Here is a 15,243-nt window from a genome sequence, read left to right as displayed (position 1 = left end):
TTCATTAGCCATAAGCGAGCCGGCGACATGGTTCAATCGTCGCGTTGTCCGCCAGCACCGCCTCCCGCTCGCCCAGGCGCGCGCATCTCCTGCGGGTTTCACCGTTCGGCGCAGGACACTCTTAAGGTTACAGGCCGATAACCTTCTGTAGCGTAAGGCATTTGAAGTAGTTTTCGCGCGATCCAAGGTTGCATCTGCCACGCGGAACTCCAGCGCCGATGAACGCCTACCTGCCGTTGATCCTGTTCACGGTGCTGACCAACGCAGCGGCGCAGTTGATGCTGAAGCGCGGCATGGGCGGAGTCGGGGCGCTCGACGTCGGCAATGACGGACTGATTCCCACCGTCTTCCGCGTCGTCTTCAACCCCTTCGTCTTCGCTGGATTGTGCACCTTCGTGGTCAGCATGGCCTCGCATCTGATCGTGCTATCGAAGGTTCAGATCAGCTACGCCTACCCGTTCTTGAGCCTCGCCTACGTCGTGGTCGCGGTCTACGCCTACTTCGTCTTCCAGGAGGATCTGAGCCCGGCGCGCATCGCCGGCATCGGCTTCATCGTCCTGGGCACCATTTTCATCGCACAAAGCTGAGGGACGTCATGGACCTGTTCGCCCGCTTCATTCTCCGTCTCGGCGCCCTCTTCGCTCCGGCGCAGCCGCAGCTGAAGCCGATCCCGGTGCCGGCGCGCCGCCCCGACCAGCGACGCTGATCCATGAAGCACATCATCATCGGCGGCGACGGTTTCGTCGGCTCGCATCTGGCGGCGGATCTCGCGGCCATGGGCGAGGACGTCCTCGTCTGCGACATCCAGCAGAGCGCGCATCCGCACTACAGCGAGGTGCCCTTCCAGCGCGCCGACGTGACCGATCCGGCGAGCGTCGAGGCGATCTCGCTGACGCCTGATGATCTCGTCTACAATCTCTCGGCCAAGATGCTGTCGCCGATCGTGACCCGGAAGGAGCGCCACGACTTCTTCTGGCCGGTGAACTACCACGGCACGCAGAACGTCCTGTCCTGGATGGAGAAGAACGGCGCCAATCGGCTCGTCCACTTCACCACCGACATGATCTACGGCCATTCGGTCACCGTGCCGCAGGACGAGACCCATCCGGCCAAGCCGCTGGGCGAATATGGCGAGAGCAAGCTCGCGACCGAAACGCTCTGCCAGAGCTATCGCGACAAGGGCTTCCGCATCCCGATCTTCCGGCCGCGGCTGATCATTGGCCCGGGCCGCCTCGGCATCCTGGTCAAGCTTTTCCGGCTGATCGACATGAACCTGCCGGTGCCGATGATCGGCTCAGGGAACAACCCCTACCAGTTCATCTCGGTCTTCGACTGCGCCAGCGCCTGCATCGCCGCCTGGAAGGCCGATTTCCCGAACAGCGCCTATAATCTCGGCTCGGACGATCCGCCGCCGGTGAAGAAGCTGCTCGGCGACCTGATCCGCCATGCCGGCTCGAAGTCGATCCTGCTGCCGACGCCGGCCTCGCTGGTCAAGCTGACGCTGAACGGCCTCGATGCGATCAACCTGCCGATCATGGACCCCGAGCAGTATATGATCGCCGATGAGATCTGCATCCTCGATACGTCGAAGGCCAAGCGCGAACTCGGCTGGGCGCCGCAACATCGTGACGAGGACATGCTGATGGCGGCCTATACCGAATACCGCAAGGCCAAGGACGAGCTGAGGAGGAAGGCCGCATGAGCATGCCCGCCTACAAGCCTGACGAGGCGGCTCCGCAGCCCTCGCGCCCGCAACTGATCAGCGTCGAAGCCGCCAAGCAGCTCGATGCCCAGCAGGTCAAGGAGCTCTTCACCGCCCATATCAATCCGGGCCAGGTGCATTTCCTCAAGCTGCTCGGCTTCGACAGGATCATTGTCGATCGCGCCGAGGGCATGCACTACATCACCCGGGACGGCCGCAAGATCCTCGATTTCTTCGGCGGCTTCTGCTCGGTCGCCTTCGGCCACAACCATCCGCGCATCGTCGGCGCCCGGAAGAAATTCCAGGACGAGAACCGCCATGAGATCTGCATGGCGTTCATGTCGCAATACGCCTCGGCGCTGGCAAAGAACCTCGCCACCATCGCGCCGGGCGATCTCGACATGGTCTTCCTCGGCTCGACCGGCTCGGAGGCGATGGAGGCGGCGCTGAAAGTCGCCGAGCAGGTTCAGGGACCGGCCAGGTCCAAGATCCTGCACGCCGCCAACTCCTTCCACGGCAAGACCAAGGGTGTGCTCTCGGTCACCGATTCCAGCCTCTATCAGTCGCAGTTCAAGCTGGTCGAGAACCGGGTGAAGGTGCCGTTCGGCGATATCGAAGCGGTGCGCCAGGCGCTCGAGAGCGATCCTTCGATCGGCATCGTGGTGATGGAGACGATCCAGGGCGGCGGCGGCATCGTCGAGGCGCCCGAGGGCTTCTGGCGGCAATTGCGCGCACTCTGCGACAAGCACGGCGTGCTCTGGGTCGCCGACGAGGTGCAGTGCGGGCTCGGCCGCACCGGCCAGTTCTTCGCCTTCGAGCGTGACGGCGTCGTCCCCGATGTCACCGCCCTCGCCAAGGCGCTCGGCGGCTCCAAGGCGGCAATGGGCGCGATGATCGCCCGCCGCGAGCTCTACATGAAGGCCTATGGCAAGCCGAAGACGGCGCTGATCCACGCCCAGGCGACCTTCGGCGGCATGGGCGAGGCCTGTGTCTCGGCGATCGAGGCCCTCAACGTCCTCTATGACGAGGACCTGATGGGCAACGCCAAACGCCAGGGCGACTATCTGATCGAGCGCCTGAACGAGCTTCGCACCAAGCACCCGACCCTGCTCAAGGAAATCCGCGGCCGCGGCCTGATGATCGGCGTCGAGTTCCAGGACATCAGCGAGACCATGCCCTTCGGCGTGAAGCACATGGTCGCGCTGCTCGACGACAAGCTGAAGGGCTCGCTCTGCGGCTTCATCGGCGCACTGCTGCTGAAGGACTACGACGTGCTCGTCGCCTTCACCGAGTACAACCGCAACGTCATCCGGCTGGAGCCGCCGCTGATCGTCACGCGCGAGCAGTGCGATCAGTTCATCGATGCACTCGATGACCTGCTCTCGCGCGGCATCACCCGCATCGTCACCGATTATCTGCGCAAGGTCGCGGTGGCGAAGGGCTGAGCAAGAAGGTTACCCCGCTTGTCGAAGGGCCGGCCTGCGCCGGCCCTTTTGCTTTGGGCATGAAGCTTCAGCCAGCCTTGACAGCAAGGCCTCAGCCCCCAAGTCTATGGGTATGAAGACGAAGCACCGCTCTGTATTCCGGGTCGCCCCGATCGCGGAATTCTAGCCCCGGACTCGGCCCGAGCGCGCCCCGAGTCCAGGGGCGCCGTCGATGCTGTCCCTTCCCGGTGCAGCACGGCCTCCAAGGCGTCTCTCCCCAGAAATCCCAGAATCTGCCGGTCGCGCTCTGTCGCCGCCGTCGCGCGCGTCATCGCAGGATGAAAGCCCATGACCCAACCGACCCAGAAGACCCACCGCAAGCCGAAGATCATCGTCGGCGAGATCGACCATGAGCGCCTGACCGGCCTCGCCACCACGGCCCTCGAGCGCGTGCCCGAGGTCGCAGAGGAGCTGCTCGCCGAGATGGACCGCGCCAAGGTCGTCGCGCCCGGCAAGCTGCCGGCCGACGTCGTGCGCATGGGCTCCTTCGTCACCTTCGATTCAGACAGCGCCCAGCATCGCCGCGTCCAGCTCGTCTATCCCGGCGAGGCGGATATCGAGCAGGGCCGGGTCTCGGTGCTGACTCCGATCGGTGCGGCCCTGATCGGTCTCGCCGCTGGACAGTCGATCGCCTGGACCGCCCGCGACGGCAAGAAGCACGTCCTGACAGTGACGGCGGTCGAGCAGGTGGAGCCCGCACTGGCGGCCTCGTAGGCGGGGTCAGGCGGCGGTCACCCGCCGCCAGAAGCTCGACGAGAAGGCCGGATCGATATGGCGCGCGAAGTCGCGCCAGTGCGGGAACGAGGCCTCGAAGGTCGCAGCCGACATGCGGGCATCCTTGTAAGGGTTGACCCGCCCGCCGGCCTCGATCGCGATACGGTCGAGCCCATCAAGCAGCTTCAGCGTGCGCTCGCCGCGATGCGGGAAATCAAGCGTCAACGTCGCGCCGGGGATCGGAAACGACATCATCCCCGGCGAGGGCACGTCGCCGAACAGCTTCAGCACGGTGAGGAACGAGCTCTCGCCTGCCCTCAGCGTCAGCCGCAACATCTCCTCGACTGCTTCGCGAGCAGTACTCATCGGCACGGCGCATTGGAACTGGCGCAGGCCCTTCGGCCCATAGGCGCGGTTCCAGTCACGGACGCGGTCGAGCGGATAGAAGAACGGGCGATAGGCGATGCGCCTTGGCTCCGGCGTCCGCGGCTGGGCAGCGCGATAGAGCGCGTTGAAGGCCCGCAGGCTCAACCGGTTGATCAGCGGGAATGGCGGCTTCAGCGGGAACGGCAGGATCGGCCCAGCCTTCGCCGGCGGGGCATCGGACGCCGGCGCATGATTGGCTCGGAAGAACACACCACGGCCGAAATGCCGGCCCACGGCAAGAGAATCGACCCAGGCGACGGTGTAGTCATGTGTCGCGTCGGATTCGGCGGCGATGGCGAAGAAGGCATCGAGCCCGTCGAAATGGATCGCCTCCTGCAGCATCTCTGCGGAATCGACGGGCATCAGTTGCAGCTCGATCCGTGTGATCAGCCCGGTCAGCCCCATCCCGCCGACCGTCGCCGCGAAGAGCTCGGCGTTCTCAATCGGTGAGCAGGTCAAAATCGAGCCGTCCGATCTCGCCAGCTCGAAACTGCGCACATGCCGGCCGAAGGTGCCGGCACGGTGATGGTTCTTGCCGTGTACGTCGTTGGCGAGCGCCCCGCCGATGGTGACGAGGCTGGTGCCCGGCGTCACCGGCGGAAACCAGCCGGCGGGGACGCAGAGCTTCAGCACCTCGTCGAGCAGCACCCCGGCCTCGCAAACCATGATCCCGGTCTCGATGTCGAAGGAGAGGATGCGGCCGAGCCGGCGCGCCGCGATCAGGCCGCCGCCATCGTTCAGGCAGGAATCGCCATAGGAGCGGCCATTGCCATAGGCCAGCACCGGCTGATTGCTCCGGCGTCCGGCGAGCCAGTCATCCGGTTCAATCAGCGCGGAATCCCTGGCCTCCAGCCCGCCCCATGAGCGCCAGACAGCGCGCTCCTCGCTCACGGCAGCACTTTCGCTCCGAGCATGATCAGCACGACGACCGCGCCCATCAGCTGGCTGCGCCAATCCCGGATCATGAACATCAGCGGATCGTCCGGCATGTTGCCGCGCCGGGCCAGGAACCACATGCGCGCGATCTGGTAGAGGATGATCGGGCAGACCAGCCAGATCATCTCGGGATGGCGGTAGAGCTGCTTGACCGCAGCGCTGTCGACATAGAGCGCCATGATCAGCGCGCAGGTGCAGCCCGAGGCCATGCCGAGCTGTGACAGCGCCTCGATATCCTCGGCCTGATAGCCGCGGCCCGCCTTCTTCAGCCCGGACTGGTCCTGGGTGATGCGCAGCTCCGCATAGCGCTTCATCAGCGCCAGACTCAGAAACAGGAACATCGAGAAGGCGAGCAGCCAGGACGAGATTGGAATCGCTGCCGCCGCATTGCCGGCGATGATGCGCACCGTGTGCAGGGCGGCGAGCCCGAGCACGTCGACCAGGAGCTTGCGCTTCAGCACGAAGAGATAGGCCAGCGCCAGCACGAGATAGGCACCCCAGGCCATCAGATAGAGATCAGGCCGTGGCAGCAGCGCCGTCAACGCAACCGAGACGATCAGCAGGCCCGGCACCATCGCATAAGCCTGGCCCGTGGTGATCTCGCCGGCCGCGAGTGGGCGCTTACACTTGGTCGGGTGGCGCCGGTCGGCCTCGACGTCGATGATGTCGTTGAGCAGGTAGATCGACGACGCCATCAGTGAGAACGAGACGAAGGCGACGAGGCCGTAGAGCAACGCTTTGGATGCGAAGACGTCGTGGTTGAGCAGAATCGGCACGAAGACGAGGCCGTTCTTCGCCCAATGATGCGGCCGCATCGCCCGAAGCATCGCCGGTAGAGCCATCGTCCCGAGTCTTCGCCACCTGCCGAACATGACACGGCCCGGTTCGGATTCTTCCGAACCGCCCGCGCTCATCACGTGCATTGATGCGCCGGGGAATCCTAATTCCGCGTGGACCGGCGAGCCCGGCCGGGCCGCCTTCTCGGATCATCCTTAATTTTCAAATGCTCTGGCCTCAGCCGGCCGCTATCACCCGCATGATGTCGGCCTGCGGCTCGGCCCAACGCAACTCGCCCTGCCGCAGCATCGCGTTCACATGCGCGAACACCTCACTGAAGGCGAAGGAGAGCTGGTGCGGATCGAGCGGCCGCGTGAACATCACCGGCACCAGCTCGGCGACCGAATGCGGCCCCTCGGCGACCGCCCCGGCGATCAGCCGGCAGCGCTCGCCATGATGGGCGGCGAGCGCGGCGCAGCGCTCGGCGAGCCCGTAGAACGGCAGCTGGTGCCCGGGCAGGACCAGCGTTCCCGACGGGATCGCCTGCGGCAGAACCGTCAACGAGCGCAGATAGAGGCCGAGCGGATCGCCCTCGGGATCGACCGCCCAGACGCTGATGTTCGGCGTGATCTTGGCCAGCACCTGGTCGGCCGCCAGGAGGACATTCGCCTCCGGGCAATGGAACATCAGCTGCTCCGGCGCATGGCCGTCGCCCGACAGCACGAAGAAATCGCGCCCACCGATCCGCAGCACATCGCCGGCGACCACCCGGGTGAAGGTCGGCGGCAGCGGCGTGACCTGCTTGAGATAGCCATGACCCAAAGTCGCGACGACCGAAGTCACCTCGGCCGAGAGGCCGTGGCGCAGATAGAACTCCTTGTAGACCGGCGCTTCGGAGGCGCCGGGGCTCAGCGAAATATTGAGGCAGCCGAGATAGCTCGTCTGGCTGGTCAGGAGCGGCGTGCCGAAGCGCTCATGCAGCCAGCCGGCGAGACCGATATGGTCGGGGTGGAAATGCGTGACGAAGAGCCGGGTCAGCCGCTTGCCGGCGAGCGCGCCAGCCATCAGTCCAAGCCAGGCCTGTTTGGTCGCCTCGTCGCCGATGCCGGTGTCGATCACCGCAAAGCCGTCGCCATCCTCGATCAGGTAGATGTTGACGTGGTCGAGCCGGAACGGCAGCGCGATCCTCGCCCAGAAGATGCCGGGCGCGGCCTCTATCAGCTGGCCGGGTGCCGGCGGTTCGGGAAAAGGAAAGGTCAGGCCGTGCGGATCGGGAGCGTGCAATTTGGTCAGCCCTGAACAATATCTGCAGGGTTCATAGCAGGCGATGATCGGGCCCGACAACGGTTGTTAAGCCTCGCGCGGCAAGATCGCACCATGAGCGATTTCGACACCCTCCGGCGCGACTGGCTCGCCCATCTCGGCCATGAGCGCCGGCTTTCGTCGAAGACGCTCGAGGCCTATGGCCGCGACATCGACCAGTTCGCCATCTTCCTCACGCATCATCTCGATGCCCCGCCGACGCTGAAGGCAGTCGCCGCCCTGAAGCCTGCAGATCTGCGCGCCTTTCTCGGCTATCGCCGCCGCGACGGCGTCGGCAACCGCACGCTGATGCGCCAGCTGGCGGCGCTGCGCTCGCTGGCCCGTTTCGGCGAGCGCAGCGGCCGCTTGACCGCAGCCGCCTTCGCCGCGACGCGCGGGCCGCGGCTCGGCAAGGGCCTGCCCCGCCCGCTCGATGCGAAAGCGGCGGCGGCGGTGACCAGGGCCGACAGCCGCGCCGGCGAGGAGCGGCCCGATTGGGTTCTGGCGCGCGACGCCGCCGTGCTCTCTTTGCTCTATGGCAGCGGCCTGCGCATCTCCGAGGCGCTCGGCCTCAAGCGTTCGGATGCACCGGTGAGCAGCGCCGATGCGCTGACCGTGCTCGGCAAGGGCGGCAAGACACGGATGGTGCCGGTGCTGCCCATCGTCATCGAGGCCATCGCCACCTATCTCGCGCAATGCCCCTGGCGGCTTGCGCCGGAGGGGCCGCTCTTCGTCGGCGTCAAGGGCGGGCCGCTCTCGCCGCGCATCATCCAGCTCGCGGTCGAAGGCCTGCGCGGCTCGCTCGGCTTGGCCAGCAGCGCGACGCCGCATGCGCTGCGCCATTCCTTCGCCACCCATCTGCTCGGCCGTGGCGGGGACTTACGCGCCATCCAGGAGCTGCTCGGCCACGCCTCGCTCTCGACGACGCAGATCTATACCCGCATCGATTCCACCCGCCTGCTCGCAGCTTACGACTCCGCGCATCCGCGGGCTCGGGGATAGTCCGCGCTCATTCCGTAAAATCGTCTTGATTCCGTCACGCGAACCGGCGATCTGGCGCGACCATTCCGGGGGGAATCACGCATGGCCTCAGCCGCACCAGACGTCACCGAAGACAACCAGCCGACCAGCAAGATCAACAAGCGCATCGCCCTGTTGATCGGCATTCTTGCGCTGCTGCTCGCCTTCTCCGAGATCGGCGGCAAGAACGCCGAGCAGGACGCGCTGTCCAAGAACATCGAGGCCTCCAATCTCTGGGCCTTCTTCCAGGCCAAGACGATCCGCGGCACGACGCTGCGCACCGCCGCCGAGGCGATGGAGATCGAGCTGGCCAACGCCACCGAGCCGGCCGCGCGCGAACGCCTGCAGAAGCGTATCGACGGCTGGAAAGCGACGATCGCCCGCTACGAGTCCGAGCCCGAGACCAATGAGGGCCGCAAGGAGCTGATCGTCCGCGCCAAGGCCGCCGAAGCCAAGCGCGACGTCTCCAGCGCCCGCGACGACAAATACGACATCGTCTCGGGCCTGCTGCAGATCGCCATCGTCGTCGCCTCGGCTGCGATCATCACCGGCGTCGCCCTGCTCGCCTGGACCGGCGTCAGCCTCGGCGCGCTCGGGCTCGCGCTGATGATCATCGCCGAGGTCGCGCCGACCGCGCTGTTCTAAAGTACCGACTGGGCGCGACCGCTCAATAGTGGATCGCGCCCTTCGAGCCGCCGCCGCAGGCGATCGCGTCGCCATTGATCGCGACGCTGCGCGGTGAGGCGAGGAAGGCGACGATGTCGGCGACCTCGGCCATGTCGACCAGCCGGCCGATCGTGACATTGGCGGCCATCCGGCGCTCGACCTCCTCGGCCGCCAGCCCTGAAGCTGCCGCCCGCGCCGCGACCACACCCGGCGTCTTCTCGGTCCGCGTCGTGCCAGGATGTACCACGGTGACGTTGATGCCCTGCGGGCCGAGCTCGTCGGCGAGGTTCTTGGTCAGCGCCGCCACCGCGACATTGCGGATCGAGCCGATGGTCGAGCCGGTCAAACGCGCCGCCAGCCCGCTGATGTTGATGATCCGGCCCCAGCCATTGGCTTCCATCACCGGCGCAGCCTCGCGCGCCATGCGCAGATAGCCCATCACCTTGACGTTGACGTCGTCGAAGAACAGCGCGTCGGTAATCTCGGCGAGCTTGGGCGGCGTCGCCTGCCCGCCCGGCTTGGCGGCGGCGTTGACGAGGATGTCGAGCCCGCCGAGCGCCGCGACGGTGCCGGCAACGACTGCCTTGACCGAGGCGTCGTCCTGCGTGTCGACGGTCAGGCCGACGATCTTGCGGCCGGTCTCCTGCGCCATCTCGGCCGCGGCAGCATCGAGTTCCGCCTGGTTGCGCGCGGCGATGACCACGTCGACGCCCTCCAGCGCCAATTGCCGCGCAATGGCGCGGCCGATCCCCTTGCTGCCGCCCGCGACCAGGGCGCGCTTGCCGTTCAACATCAGATCCATGGTGAGTTCCTCGAAGGCAGGATGACGGAGCGTGCAAACAGCTACGGCTCCGCAGTTTCATGCGGCATCCTGCGGGAACGGGCTTGTCTGGTCCAGCGCGCCTGCCGCGCCCCAGTCCCGCTCTGTTCGCGAGGGCACTTGACCAATTCATATCTCCATGGTTATGAATAAACTCATAGCCAACGGGTTATCGATTCCAGATGCCAGACGCTCACGACATGCTGTTCAGGACGCTTGCCGACCCGACGCGGCGCGCGATCTTCGAGCGTCTGTGCCGGGACGGCGAATTGACGGTCGGGGCGCTGACCGCGCAGGCCGGCGTCTCGCAGCCGGCCGTCTCCAAGCATCTCGGTGTGCTGAGGCAGGCCGGGCTGGTGCGCGATCGCCATGAAGGCCGGCAGACCCATTACAGCGCCCAGCTCGGCGCACTCTCCCCGCTGATCGACTGGACCAGCCAGATGGCCGGGTTCTGGGAGGCGCGGTTCGATGACCTCGAAAATTTGCTCACAAGGATGGATCAATGAGCACCGCCGCAACGCAAACGCGCTCCGTCACCGTCGAGCGCGAGATCGCCCATCCGCCGGAAAAGCTCTGGCGCGCCCTGACCCAGCCGCACCTGATCGCGGAATGGCTGATGAAGAACGATTTCGCACCGGTCGTCGGCCATCGCTTCAACCTGCGCGGCGAATGGGGCGGCGTGCTCGATTGCGAAGTCCTCGACATCGAGCCGAACCGGACGCTGTCCTACACCTGGGACTTCGCCCATGACGACCCCGCCTTCGACATGAAGAGCGTGGTGACCTTCACGCTCACCCCGACGGCCAAGGGCACGCTGCTGCGCATGGAGCAGGCGGGCTTCCGGCCGGAGCAGAAGCAGGCTTTTGGCGGCGCCAAGGCCGGCTGGCAGGAATTCTTCGGCAAGCTGGAACAACTGCTGGAGCGGGCGGAGTGACCATGTCGATTCTCATATTTGCAAGGAGCTTCTCGTGACCTGGAGCAGCGTTATTCGGCAGGCCCATCGCTGGCTCGCCATCATCTTCACGGCGACTGTCATCGCCAATTTCGTCGCCATGGCCCTGGGGCCGCCACCAGCCTGGATCGTCTATTCGCCGCTGCTGCCGCTGTTCCTGCTGATCTTCTCGGGCCTCTATATGTTCGTGCTGCCCTACACCGCCGGCTGGCGGAGCGGGCAGCGGGTCGACGGGTAGGAAGCGGGTCGACGGGTAGGAAGCGGGACATGGCGGGCAACACCACCAAAGCATCGGCGAAGAAGACAGCGATGAAGGCCAGCGCGAGCGCGGAACCGGTTCTCCTCTCCGGCGGCAATCCGCAGATCGCCAAGGGCTATGGCGAAGAACCGGTGCAGGCCTACATCGCCGCCATGCCGGGATGGAAGAGCGGGCTCGGAGCCCGCCTCGACACGCTGATCACCAGCGCCGTCCCGGAGGTTAGGAAGGCGGTCAAATGGAACTCGCCGCTCTATGGCGTCGAGGACGGGCACTGGTTCCTCGGCATCCACGTCTTCGCGAAATATGTGAAGGTCGCCTTCTTCCGCGGCGCCGCGCTCGATCCCGTCCCGCCCGGCACCTCCAAGCAGAAGGAGGTGCGCTATCTCGACATCCGCGAGGATGACGCACTCGACGAGGCCCAGTTCACCGCCTGGGTGAAGCAGGCCGCCGCCTTGCCGGGCGAGAAGATGTGATGACGACTACGAGGATATCGGCCCGATGAAGACAGCGAACGACAAGACCGGCGATACAGCCTCGGCCTCCGAGCAGATCGACGCCCGGATCGCGGAACTGACCGGCTGGCGCGGTGCGGCGCTGGCAAAGGTACGCGCCATCATCCGGCAGGCCGATCCCGAGGTGGTCGAGACATGGAAATGGCGCGGCGTCCCGGTCTGGGAACATGCCGGCATCGTCTGCACTGGCGAAACCTACAAGAGCGCGGTGAAGCTGACCTTCGCCAAGGGCGCTTCGCTGCCCGATCCCGCCGGCCTGTTCAACTCCAGCCTCGACGGCAACACCAGGCGCGCCATCGACATTCATGAGGGCGCTGTGATCGACGAGGCGGCGCTGACAGCGCTCATCCGCGCCGCCGTGGCGCTGAACACGGCCGGGAAGAAGTCCAAGAAGGCCTGATCAACCTGCGTTCTGAGGCGTGCGCGGCCACTCCGGCCCCTGCCCGCGCAGGTGCTCCCAGGCCCGCGCCATCTGAAGCACGCCGAGATCGTCGAAGCGTTTTCCGGTGATCTGCAGGCCGATCGGCAGGCCGGATGCGGTCATCCCGGCATGGACCGAGATCGCCGGCTGGTCCGACATATTGGCGGCGACGGTGAAGACGATGTGCTCGAAGGGCCGCTCGGGATCGTGCAGCGGCGAGGCCAGCTCAGCCGCGAAGCTCGGCACCGGCGAGACCGGCGAGAGCGTATAGTCGAAGGGCGCGGCTGCCTTCAGTGCCGCATGGCGGATCGCCAGCATCTGGCTCATGCCGCGATGCACCTGCGCGCCGGTCAGCGAGCGACCACGCTCGGCCCAGGCGTAGATATAAGGCAGCACCTTGTTCTGCCGCTCGCGCGGCAACGCCCCGATCTCGGCCCAGGCGCGCTGGCGCCAGAAATCGTCGAGCCCGTCGAGCATGTCCTGCGTCAGGAAGGGCGGCGCCAGCTCGACGACCGCCCCCGCCTTGCGGAAGGCATCGGCCGCCCTGGCGATCGCCGCCCGCACCTCCGGTTCGACCGGCAGGCCGATGCCGGCTTCGAGCTGAAGTCCGATCCTGAGCCCGCGCGGCTCGCGCTCCAGCTCGCCCCAGGCGATCTCCTGCGGCGGCAGGCTCATCGGGTCGCGCTCGTCGGGCTTCGACAGTTCGCGCATCATCAAAGCGGCGTCGGCGACGGTGCGCGTCATCGGCCCGGCGACGCGGCCGTAATAGGTCGGGTCGATCGGCACCCGGCCGAAGCTCGGCTTTAGTCCAACCAGCCCACACCAGCCGGCCGGCAGCCGGATCGAGCCGCCGATATCGGTGCCGACATGAAGTGGCCCGTAGCCGGCCGCTCCCGCCGCGCCCGCTCCGGCCGAGGAACCGCCAGGGTTCTTGGAGAGGTCGAACGGGTTGCGCGCCAGCTCGTGGAAGCTCGACAGGCCGGAGGAGAGCATGCCGTAATCCGGCATGGTCGTCTTGGCGAGGATGACGCAGCCGGCCTCGCGCAGGCGCTGCGCCGGCGGCGCATCGACTTCGGCGGGGCTGAGCTCCATCGCCGCCGTGCCAAGCGGTACGGCCGTGCCCTTGGTCGCGATGTTCTCCTTGATCGTGCAGGGCACGCCATCGAGCGGCAGCGCCTCGCCGCGGCGCCAGCGGCCCTCGCTTTCCTTGGCAGCGGCGCGGGCGCCCTCGGGATCATAGGCATAGAGCGCCTTCAGCGAAGGCTCCCAGATCTCGATGCGCTGGATCACCGCCTCGGTGACCTCGACCGGCGAGAGTTCGCGCGAGCGGAAAGCCCGGAGCATGTCGACGGCGCTGAGGTCGGCGAACTCGATCATGAGGAAAGCTCCGCAAGCATATTGATAGTCAGTCCCGGGACCGGCGCATGCGCGGGTCGACCGCGTCGCGCAGGCCGTCGCCCAGCAAATTGAAGGCCAGCACCGACAGCGCGATCGCCGCGCCCGGAAAGATCGCGAGCCAGGGCTGCGCTGCCATGAAGGTCTGCGCCTCGTTCAGCATCCGGCCCCAGGACGGCGCCGGCGGCTGCGTGCCGAGACCAAGATAGGACAGGCCGGCTTCGGCGAGGATGGCAAGCGCGAACTGGATCGTCGCCTGCACCACCAGCACACCGGCGATGTTGGGCAGGACATGCTGGCGCGTGATCGCCATCTCGGTCAGCCCGGCGGCGCGCGCCGCCAGCACATAGTCGAGCGCCCAGCATTGCAGCGCCGCCCCGCGCGCCAGTCTGGCGAAATACGGCAGGCTGAACAGCGCGATCGCGATCACGGCATTCATCATGCCCGGACCCCAAACCGCGCTGATCATGATCGCCGACAGCACCGCCGGAAAGGCGTGGCTGAAATCGGCCATGCGCATGATCAGATTATCGAGCCACCCGTCGCGCCGGATCGCCGCGATCAGCCCGAGCGCGCTGCCGGCCGTCAGGCCGAGCCCGACCGCGCCGAGACCGACCGCCAGCGAATTGCGAGCTCCGACCATGATCATCGAGAACACGTCGCGGCCGAACTGGTCGGTGCCGAACCAGTGCTCGGCCGAAGGCGGGCGCAAGCGCTTCAGGATCGCCATCTGGGTCGGCTCGTAGGGCGTCCAGAGATAGGAGATCAGCGCAATCGCGACGACGAGCCCGCCGAGCAGCAGGCCCGCCAGGAAGGATGGCCCGGCCCACCAGCGTCGCGGGCGGGAACGTGGCGCGACAGCGCTCATGACGCCTGCCGGAGGCGCGGATCGATCAGCCCGTAGAGCAGTTCGATCGCGAAGTTGATGAAGACGACCAGGGCGGAGAACAGCATCACCAAATCCTTGACCACGATCAGGTCATGCTGGGCGATCGACTGGAAAACCAGTCGCCCCAGTCCCGGCAGGGCGAAGACGTTCTCGATGATGATCGCTCCGGCCAGCAACACAGAGAATTGCAGGCCCAGCACGGTCACGACCGGGATCAGCGCATTGCGCAGGACATGGCGCAGCATGGTCCGCCGCCGGCTGACGCCCTTGGCGCGGGCGGTGCGGACGTAGTCCTCCTGCATCGTCTCAAGCATGGCCGAGCGGGTGACGCGGGCGAGGATCGCCGCCTGCGGTAGAGCGAGCGCGATGGCCGGCAGCAGCAGCGATTTGAGCGCCGGCCAGAAGCCGGCCTGCCAGCCCGGAAAGCCGCCGGCCGGGAGCCAGCCGGCACCGACCGCGAAGACCAGCACCAGCAGCAGGCCGAACCAGAAATTCGGGATGGCGAGCCCGGCCTGGGCGAAGACCATCACTGCCGCATCGCCGGCGCGGTTGTGATTGGCGGCGGCGAGCGCGCCGAGCGGAATGCCGATGGCCGAAGCGAGCAGGATCGCCATCGAGGCCAGCGGCAGCGTCACCACCATGCGCTCGCCGATCAATTGCGTCACCGGCACGCGATAAGTGTAGCTGAGGCCGAGATCGCCGGTGAGGAGGCCGCCGATCCAATTGAAGAAACGCAGCAGCGCCGGCTGGTCGAGCCCCATCTCGGCCCGCAAGGCCGCGAGCGCTTCCGGCGCCGCGTTGAGGCCGAGCGTCACCGCTGCGGGATCACCCGGCAGGATTTCCAGCACGAGGAAGATGACGATCGCAGCACCGAGCAGCGTCGCGAAGAAGGAGGCGAGGCGTCTCAGGATGTACATGGTCATCCCTCGCCCTCCCTCCACTTCGAAATACAACCAGCGTCGTCATCC

At 66.5% G+C, this 15,243-nt stretch carries 18 protein-coding genes; 11 read left to right on the top strand and 7 right to left on the bottom strand.

The genetic code is table 11. The features are described from left to right. The first annotated feature begins 218 nt into the window (after positions 1 to 218). The 4 genes from BLM15_RS27735 to rnk all read left to right on the top strand — a co-directional run bounded on the left by BLM15_RS27735 (position 219) and on the right by rnk (position 3,900). Positions 219 to 587, top strand: a complete 369-nt coding sequence (locus BLM15_RS27735; protein ID WP_110488518.1) for a DMT family transporter — start codon at positions 219 to 221, stop codon at positions 585 to 587. 122 nt (positions 588 to 709) lie between these two features. Next, positions 710 to 1,702, top strand: a complete 993-nt coding sequence (locus tag BLM15_RS27730) for an NAD-dependent epimerase/dehydratase family protein (RefSeq protein ID WP_126115766.1) — start codon at positions 710 to 712, stop codon at positions 1,700 to 1,702. Beyond that, positions 1,699 to 3,147 carry an aspartate aminotransferase family protein gene (locus tag BLM15_RS27725; protein ID WP_126115765.1) on the top strand — a complete coding sequence of 483 codons (1,449 nt, stop codon included), beginning with the start codon at positions 1,699 to 1,701 and terminating at the stop codon, positions 3,145 to 3,147. Before BLM15_RS27730 ends, BLM15_RS27725 begins: the two co-directional genes overlap by 4 nt. Before the next feature lie 327 nt (positions 3,148 to 3,474). Next, positions 3,475 to 3,900: a nucleoside diphosphate kinase regulator gene (gene rnk, locus BLM15_RS27720; RefSeq protein WP_126115764.1), complete on the top strand. Its 426-nt coding sequence runs from the start codon at positions 3,475 to 3,477 to the stop codon at positions 3,898 to 3,900. A 6-nt stretch (positions 3,901 to 3,906) separates the two neighbouring features. Here the strand turns inward: rnk and BLM15_RS27715 are convergent, their stop codons facing one another. The 3 genes from BLM15_RS27715 to BLM15_RS27705 form a co-directional block, all read right to left on the bottom strand. Next, complete coding sequence (locus BLM15_RS27715) at positions 3,907 to 5,217, bottom strand: FAD-binding oxidoreductase (protein ID WP_164547663.1); 1,311 nt, start codon at positions 5,215 to 5,217, stop codon at positions 3,907 to 3,909. Beyond that, the gene (locus BLM15_RS27710; RefSeq protein WP_164547662.1) at positions 5,214 to 6,104 is read right to left on the bottom strand and encodes a UbiA family prenyltransferase; all 891 of its coding nucleotides are present in this window, start codon (positions 6,102 to 6,104) and stop codon (positions 5,214 to 5,216) included. The genes BLM15_RS27715 and BLM15_RS27710 overlap by 4 nt, the downstream gene beginning before the upstream one ends. Before the next feature lie 172 nt (positions 6,105 to 6,276). Beyond that, a complete protein-coding gene (locus BLM15_RS27705; protein WP_206438581.1) occupies positions 6,277 to 7,323 on the bottom strand; it encodes an MBL fold metallo-hydrolase in 1,047 nt (348 codons plus the stop codon). Between the two features lie 93 nt (positions 7,324 to 7,416). Here BLM15_RS27705 and BLM15_RS27700 point away from each other — a divergent pair, with 93 nt between their 5' ends. Continuing rightward, complete coding sequence (locus BLM15_RS27700) at positions 7,417 to 8,343, top strand: tyrosine recombinase XerC (RefSeq protein ID WP_126115761.1); 927 nt, start codon at positions 7,417 to 7,419, stop codon at positions 8,341 to 8,343. Between the two features lie 81 nt (positions 8,344 to 8,424). Further along, positions 8,425 to 9,006, top strand: a complete 582-nt coding sequence (locus BLM15_RS27695; protein WP_126115760.1) for a DUF4337 domain-containing protein — start codon at positions 8,425 to 8,427, stop codon at positions 9,004 to 9,006. A gap of 22 nt (positions 9,007 to 9,028) precedes the next feature. Here BLM15_RS27695 and BLM15_RS27690 read toward each other — a convergent pair whose 3' ends face one another. Further along, positions 9,029 to 9,829: an SDR family NAD(P)-dependent oxidoreductase gene (locus BLM15_RS27690; RefSeq protein ID WP_126115759.1), complete on the bottom strand. Its 801-nt coding sequence runs from the start codon at positions 9,827 to 9,829 to the stop codon at positions 9,029 to 9,031. Positions 9,830 to 10,029: 200 nt separating this feature from the next. Here BLM15_RS27690 and BLM15_RS27685 point away from each other — a divergent pair, with 200 nt between their 5' ends. The 5 genes from BLM15_RS27685 to BLM15_RS27665 are packed head-to-tail and all read left to right on the top strand — an operon-like array spanning position 10,030 to position 11,970. Continuing rightward, positions 10,030 to 10,353: an ArsR/SmtB family transcription factor gene (locus BLM15_RS27685; RefSeq protein ID WP_126115758.1), complete on the top strand. Its 324-nt coding sequence runs from the start codon at positions 10,030 to 10,032 to the stop codon at positions 10,351 to 10,353. Continuing rightward, on the top strand, positions 10,350 to 10,781 hold the full coding sequence (locus BLM15_RS27680) for an SRPBCC family protein (RefSeq protein WP_126115757.1): 432 nt from the start codon (positions 10,350 to 10,352) through the stop codon (positions 10,779 to 10,781). Before BLM15_RS27685 ends, BLM15_RS27680 begins: the two co-directional genes overlap by 4 nt. A gap of 34 nt (positions 10,782 to 10,815) precedes the next feature. Beyond that, positions 10,816 to 11,037: a hypothetical protein gene (locus tag BLM15_RS27675; protein WP_126115756.1), complete on the top strand. Its 222-nt coding sequence runs from the start codon at positions 10,816 to 10,818 to the stop codon at positions 11,035 to 11,037. 29 nt (positions 11,038 to 11,066) lie between these two features. Then, on the top strand, positions 11,067 to 11,531 hold the full coding sequence (locus tag BLM15_RS27670; RefSeq protein ID WP_126115755.1) for a DUF1801 domain-containing protein: 465 nt from the start codon (positions 11,067 to 11,069) through the stop codon (positions 11,529 to 11,531). Positions 11,532 to 11,556: 25 nt separating this feature from the next. Beyond that, positions 11,557 to 11,970: a DUF1801 domain-containing protein gene (locus BLM15_RS27665; RefSeq protein ID WP_126115754.1), complete on the top strand. Its 414-nt coding sequence runs from the start codon at positions 11,557 to 11,559 to the stop codon at positions 11,968 to 11,970. On the opposite strand, the gene BLM15_RS27660 is transcribed toward BLM15_RS27665, so the two are convergent. The 3 genes from BLM15_RS27660 to BLM15_RS27650 are packed head-to-tail and all read right to left on the bottom strand — an operon-like array spanning position 11,971 to position 15,198. Next, a complete protein-coding gene (locus BLM15_RS27660; protein ID WP_126115753.1) occupies positions 11,971 to 13,368 on the bottom strand; it encodes an amidase in 1,398 nt (465 codons plus the stop codon). 28 nt (positions 13,369 to 13,396) lie between these two features. Then, positions 13,397 to 14,254 carry an ABC transporter permease gene (locus BLM15_RS27655; protein WP_126115752.1) on the bottom strand — a complete coding sequence of 286 codons (858 nt, stop codon included), beginning with the start codon at positions 14,252 to 14,254 and terminating at the stop codon, positions 13,397 to 13,399. Further along, on the bottom strand, positions 14,251 to 15,198 hold the full coding sequence (locus tag BLM15_RS27650; RefSeq protein WP_126115751.1) for an ABC transporter permease: 948 nt from the start codon (positions 15,196 to 15,198) through the stop codon (positions 14,251 to 14,253). The genes BLM15_RS27655 and BLM15_RS27650 overlap by 4 nt, the downstream gene beginning before the upstream one ends. Between the last annotated feature and the right edge of the window lie 45 nt (positions 15,199 to 15,243).

This window comes from Bosea sp. Tri-49, from assembly GCF_003952665.1.
Classification (GTDB): Bacteria; Pseudomonadota; Alphaproteobacteria; order Rhizobiales; family Beijerinckiaceae; genus Allobosea.
This window is presented reverse-complemented; position numbering and strand designations above follow the sequence as displayed.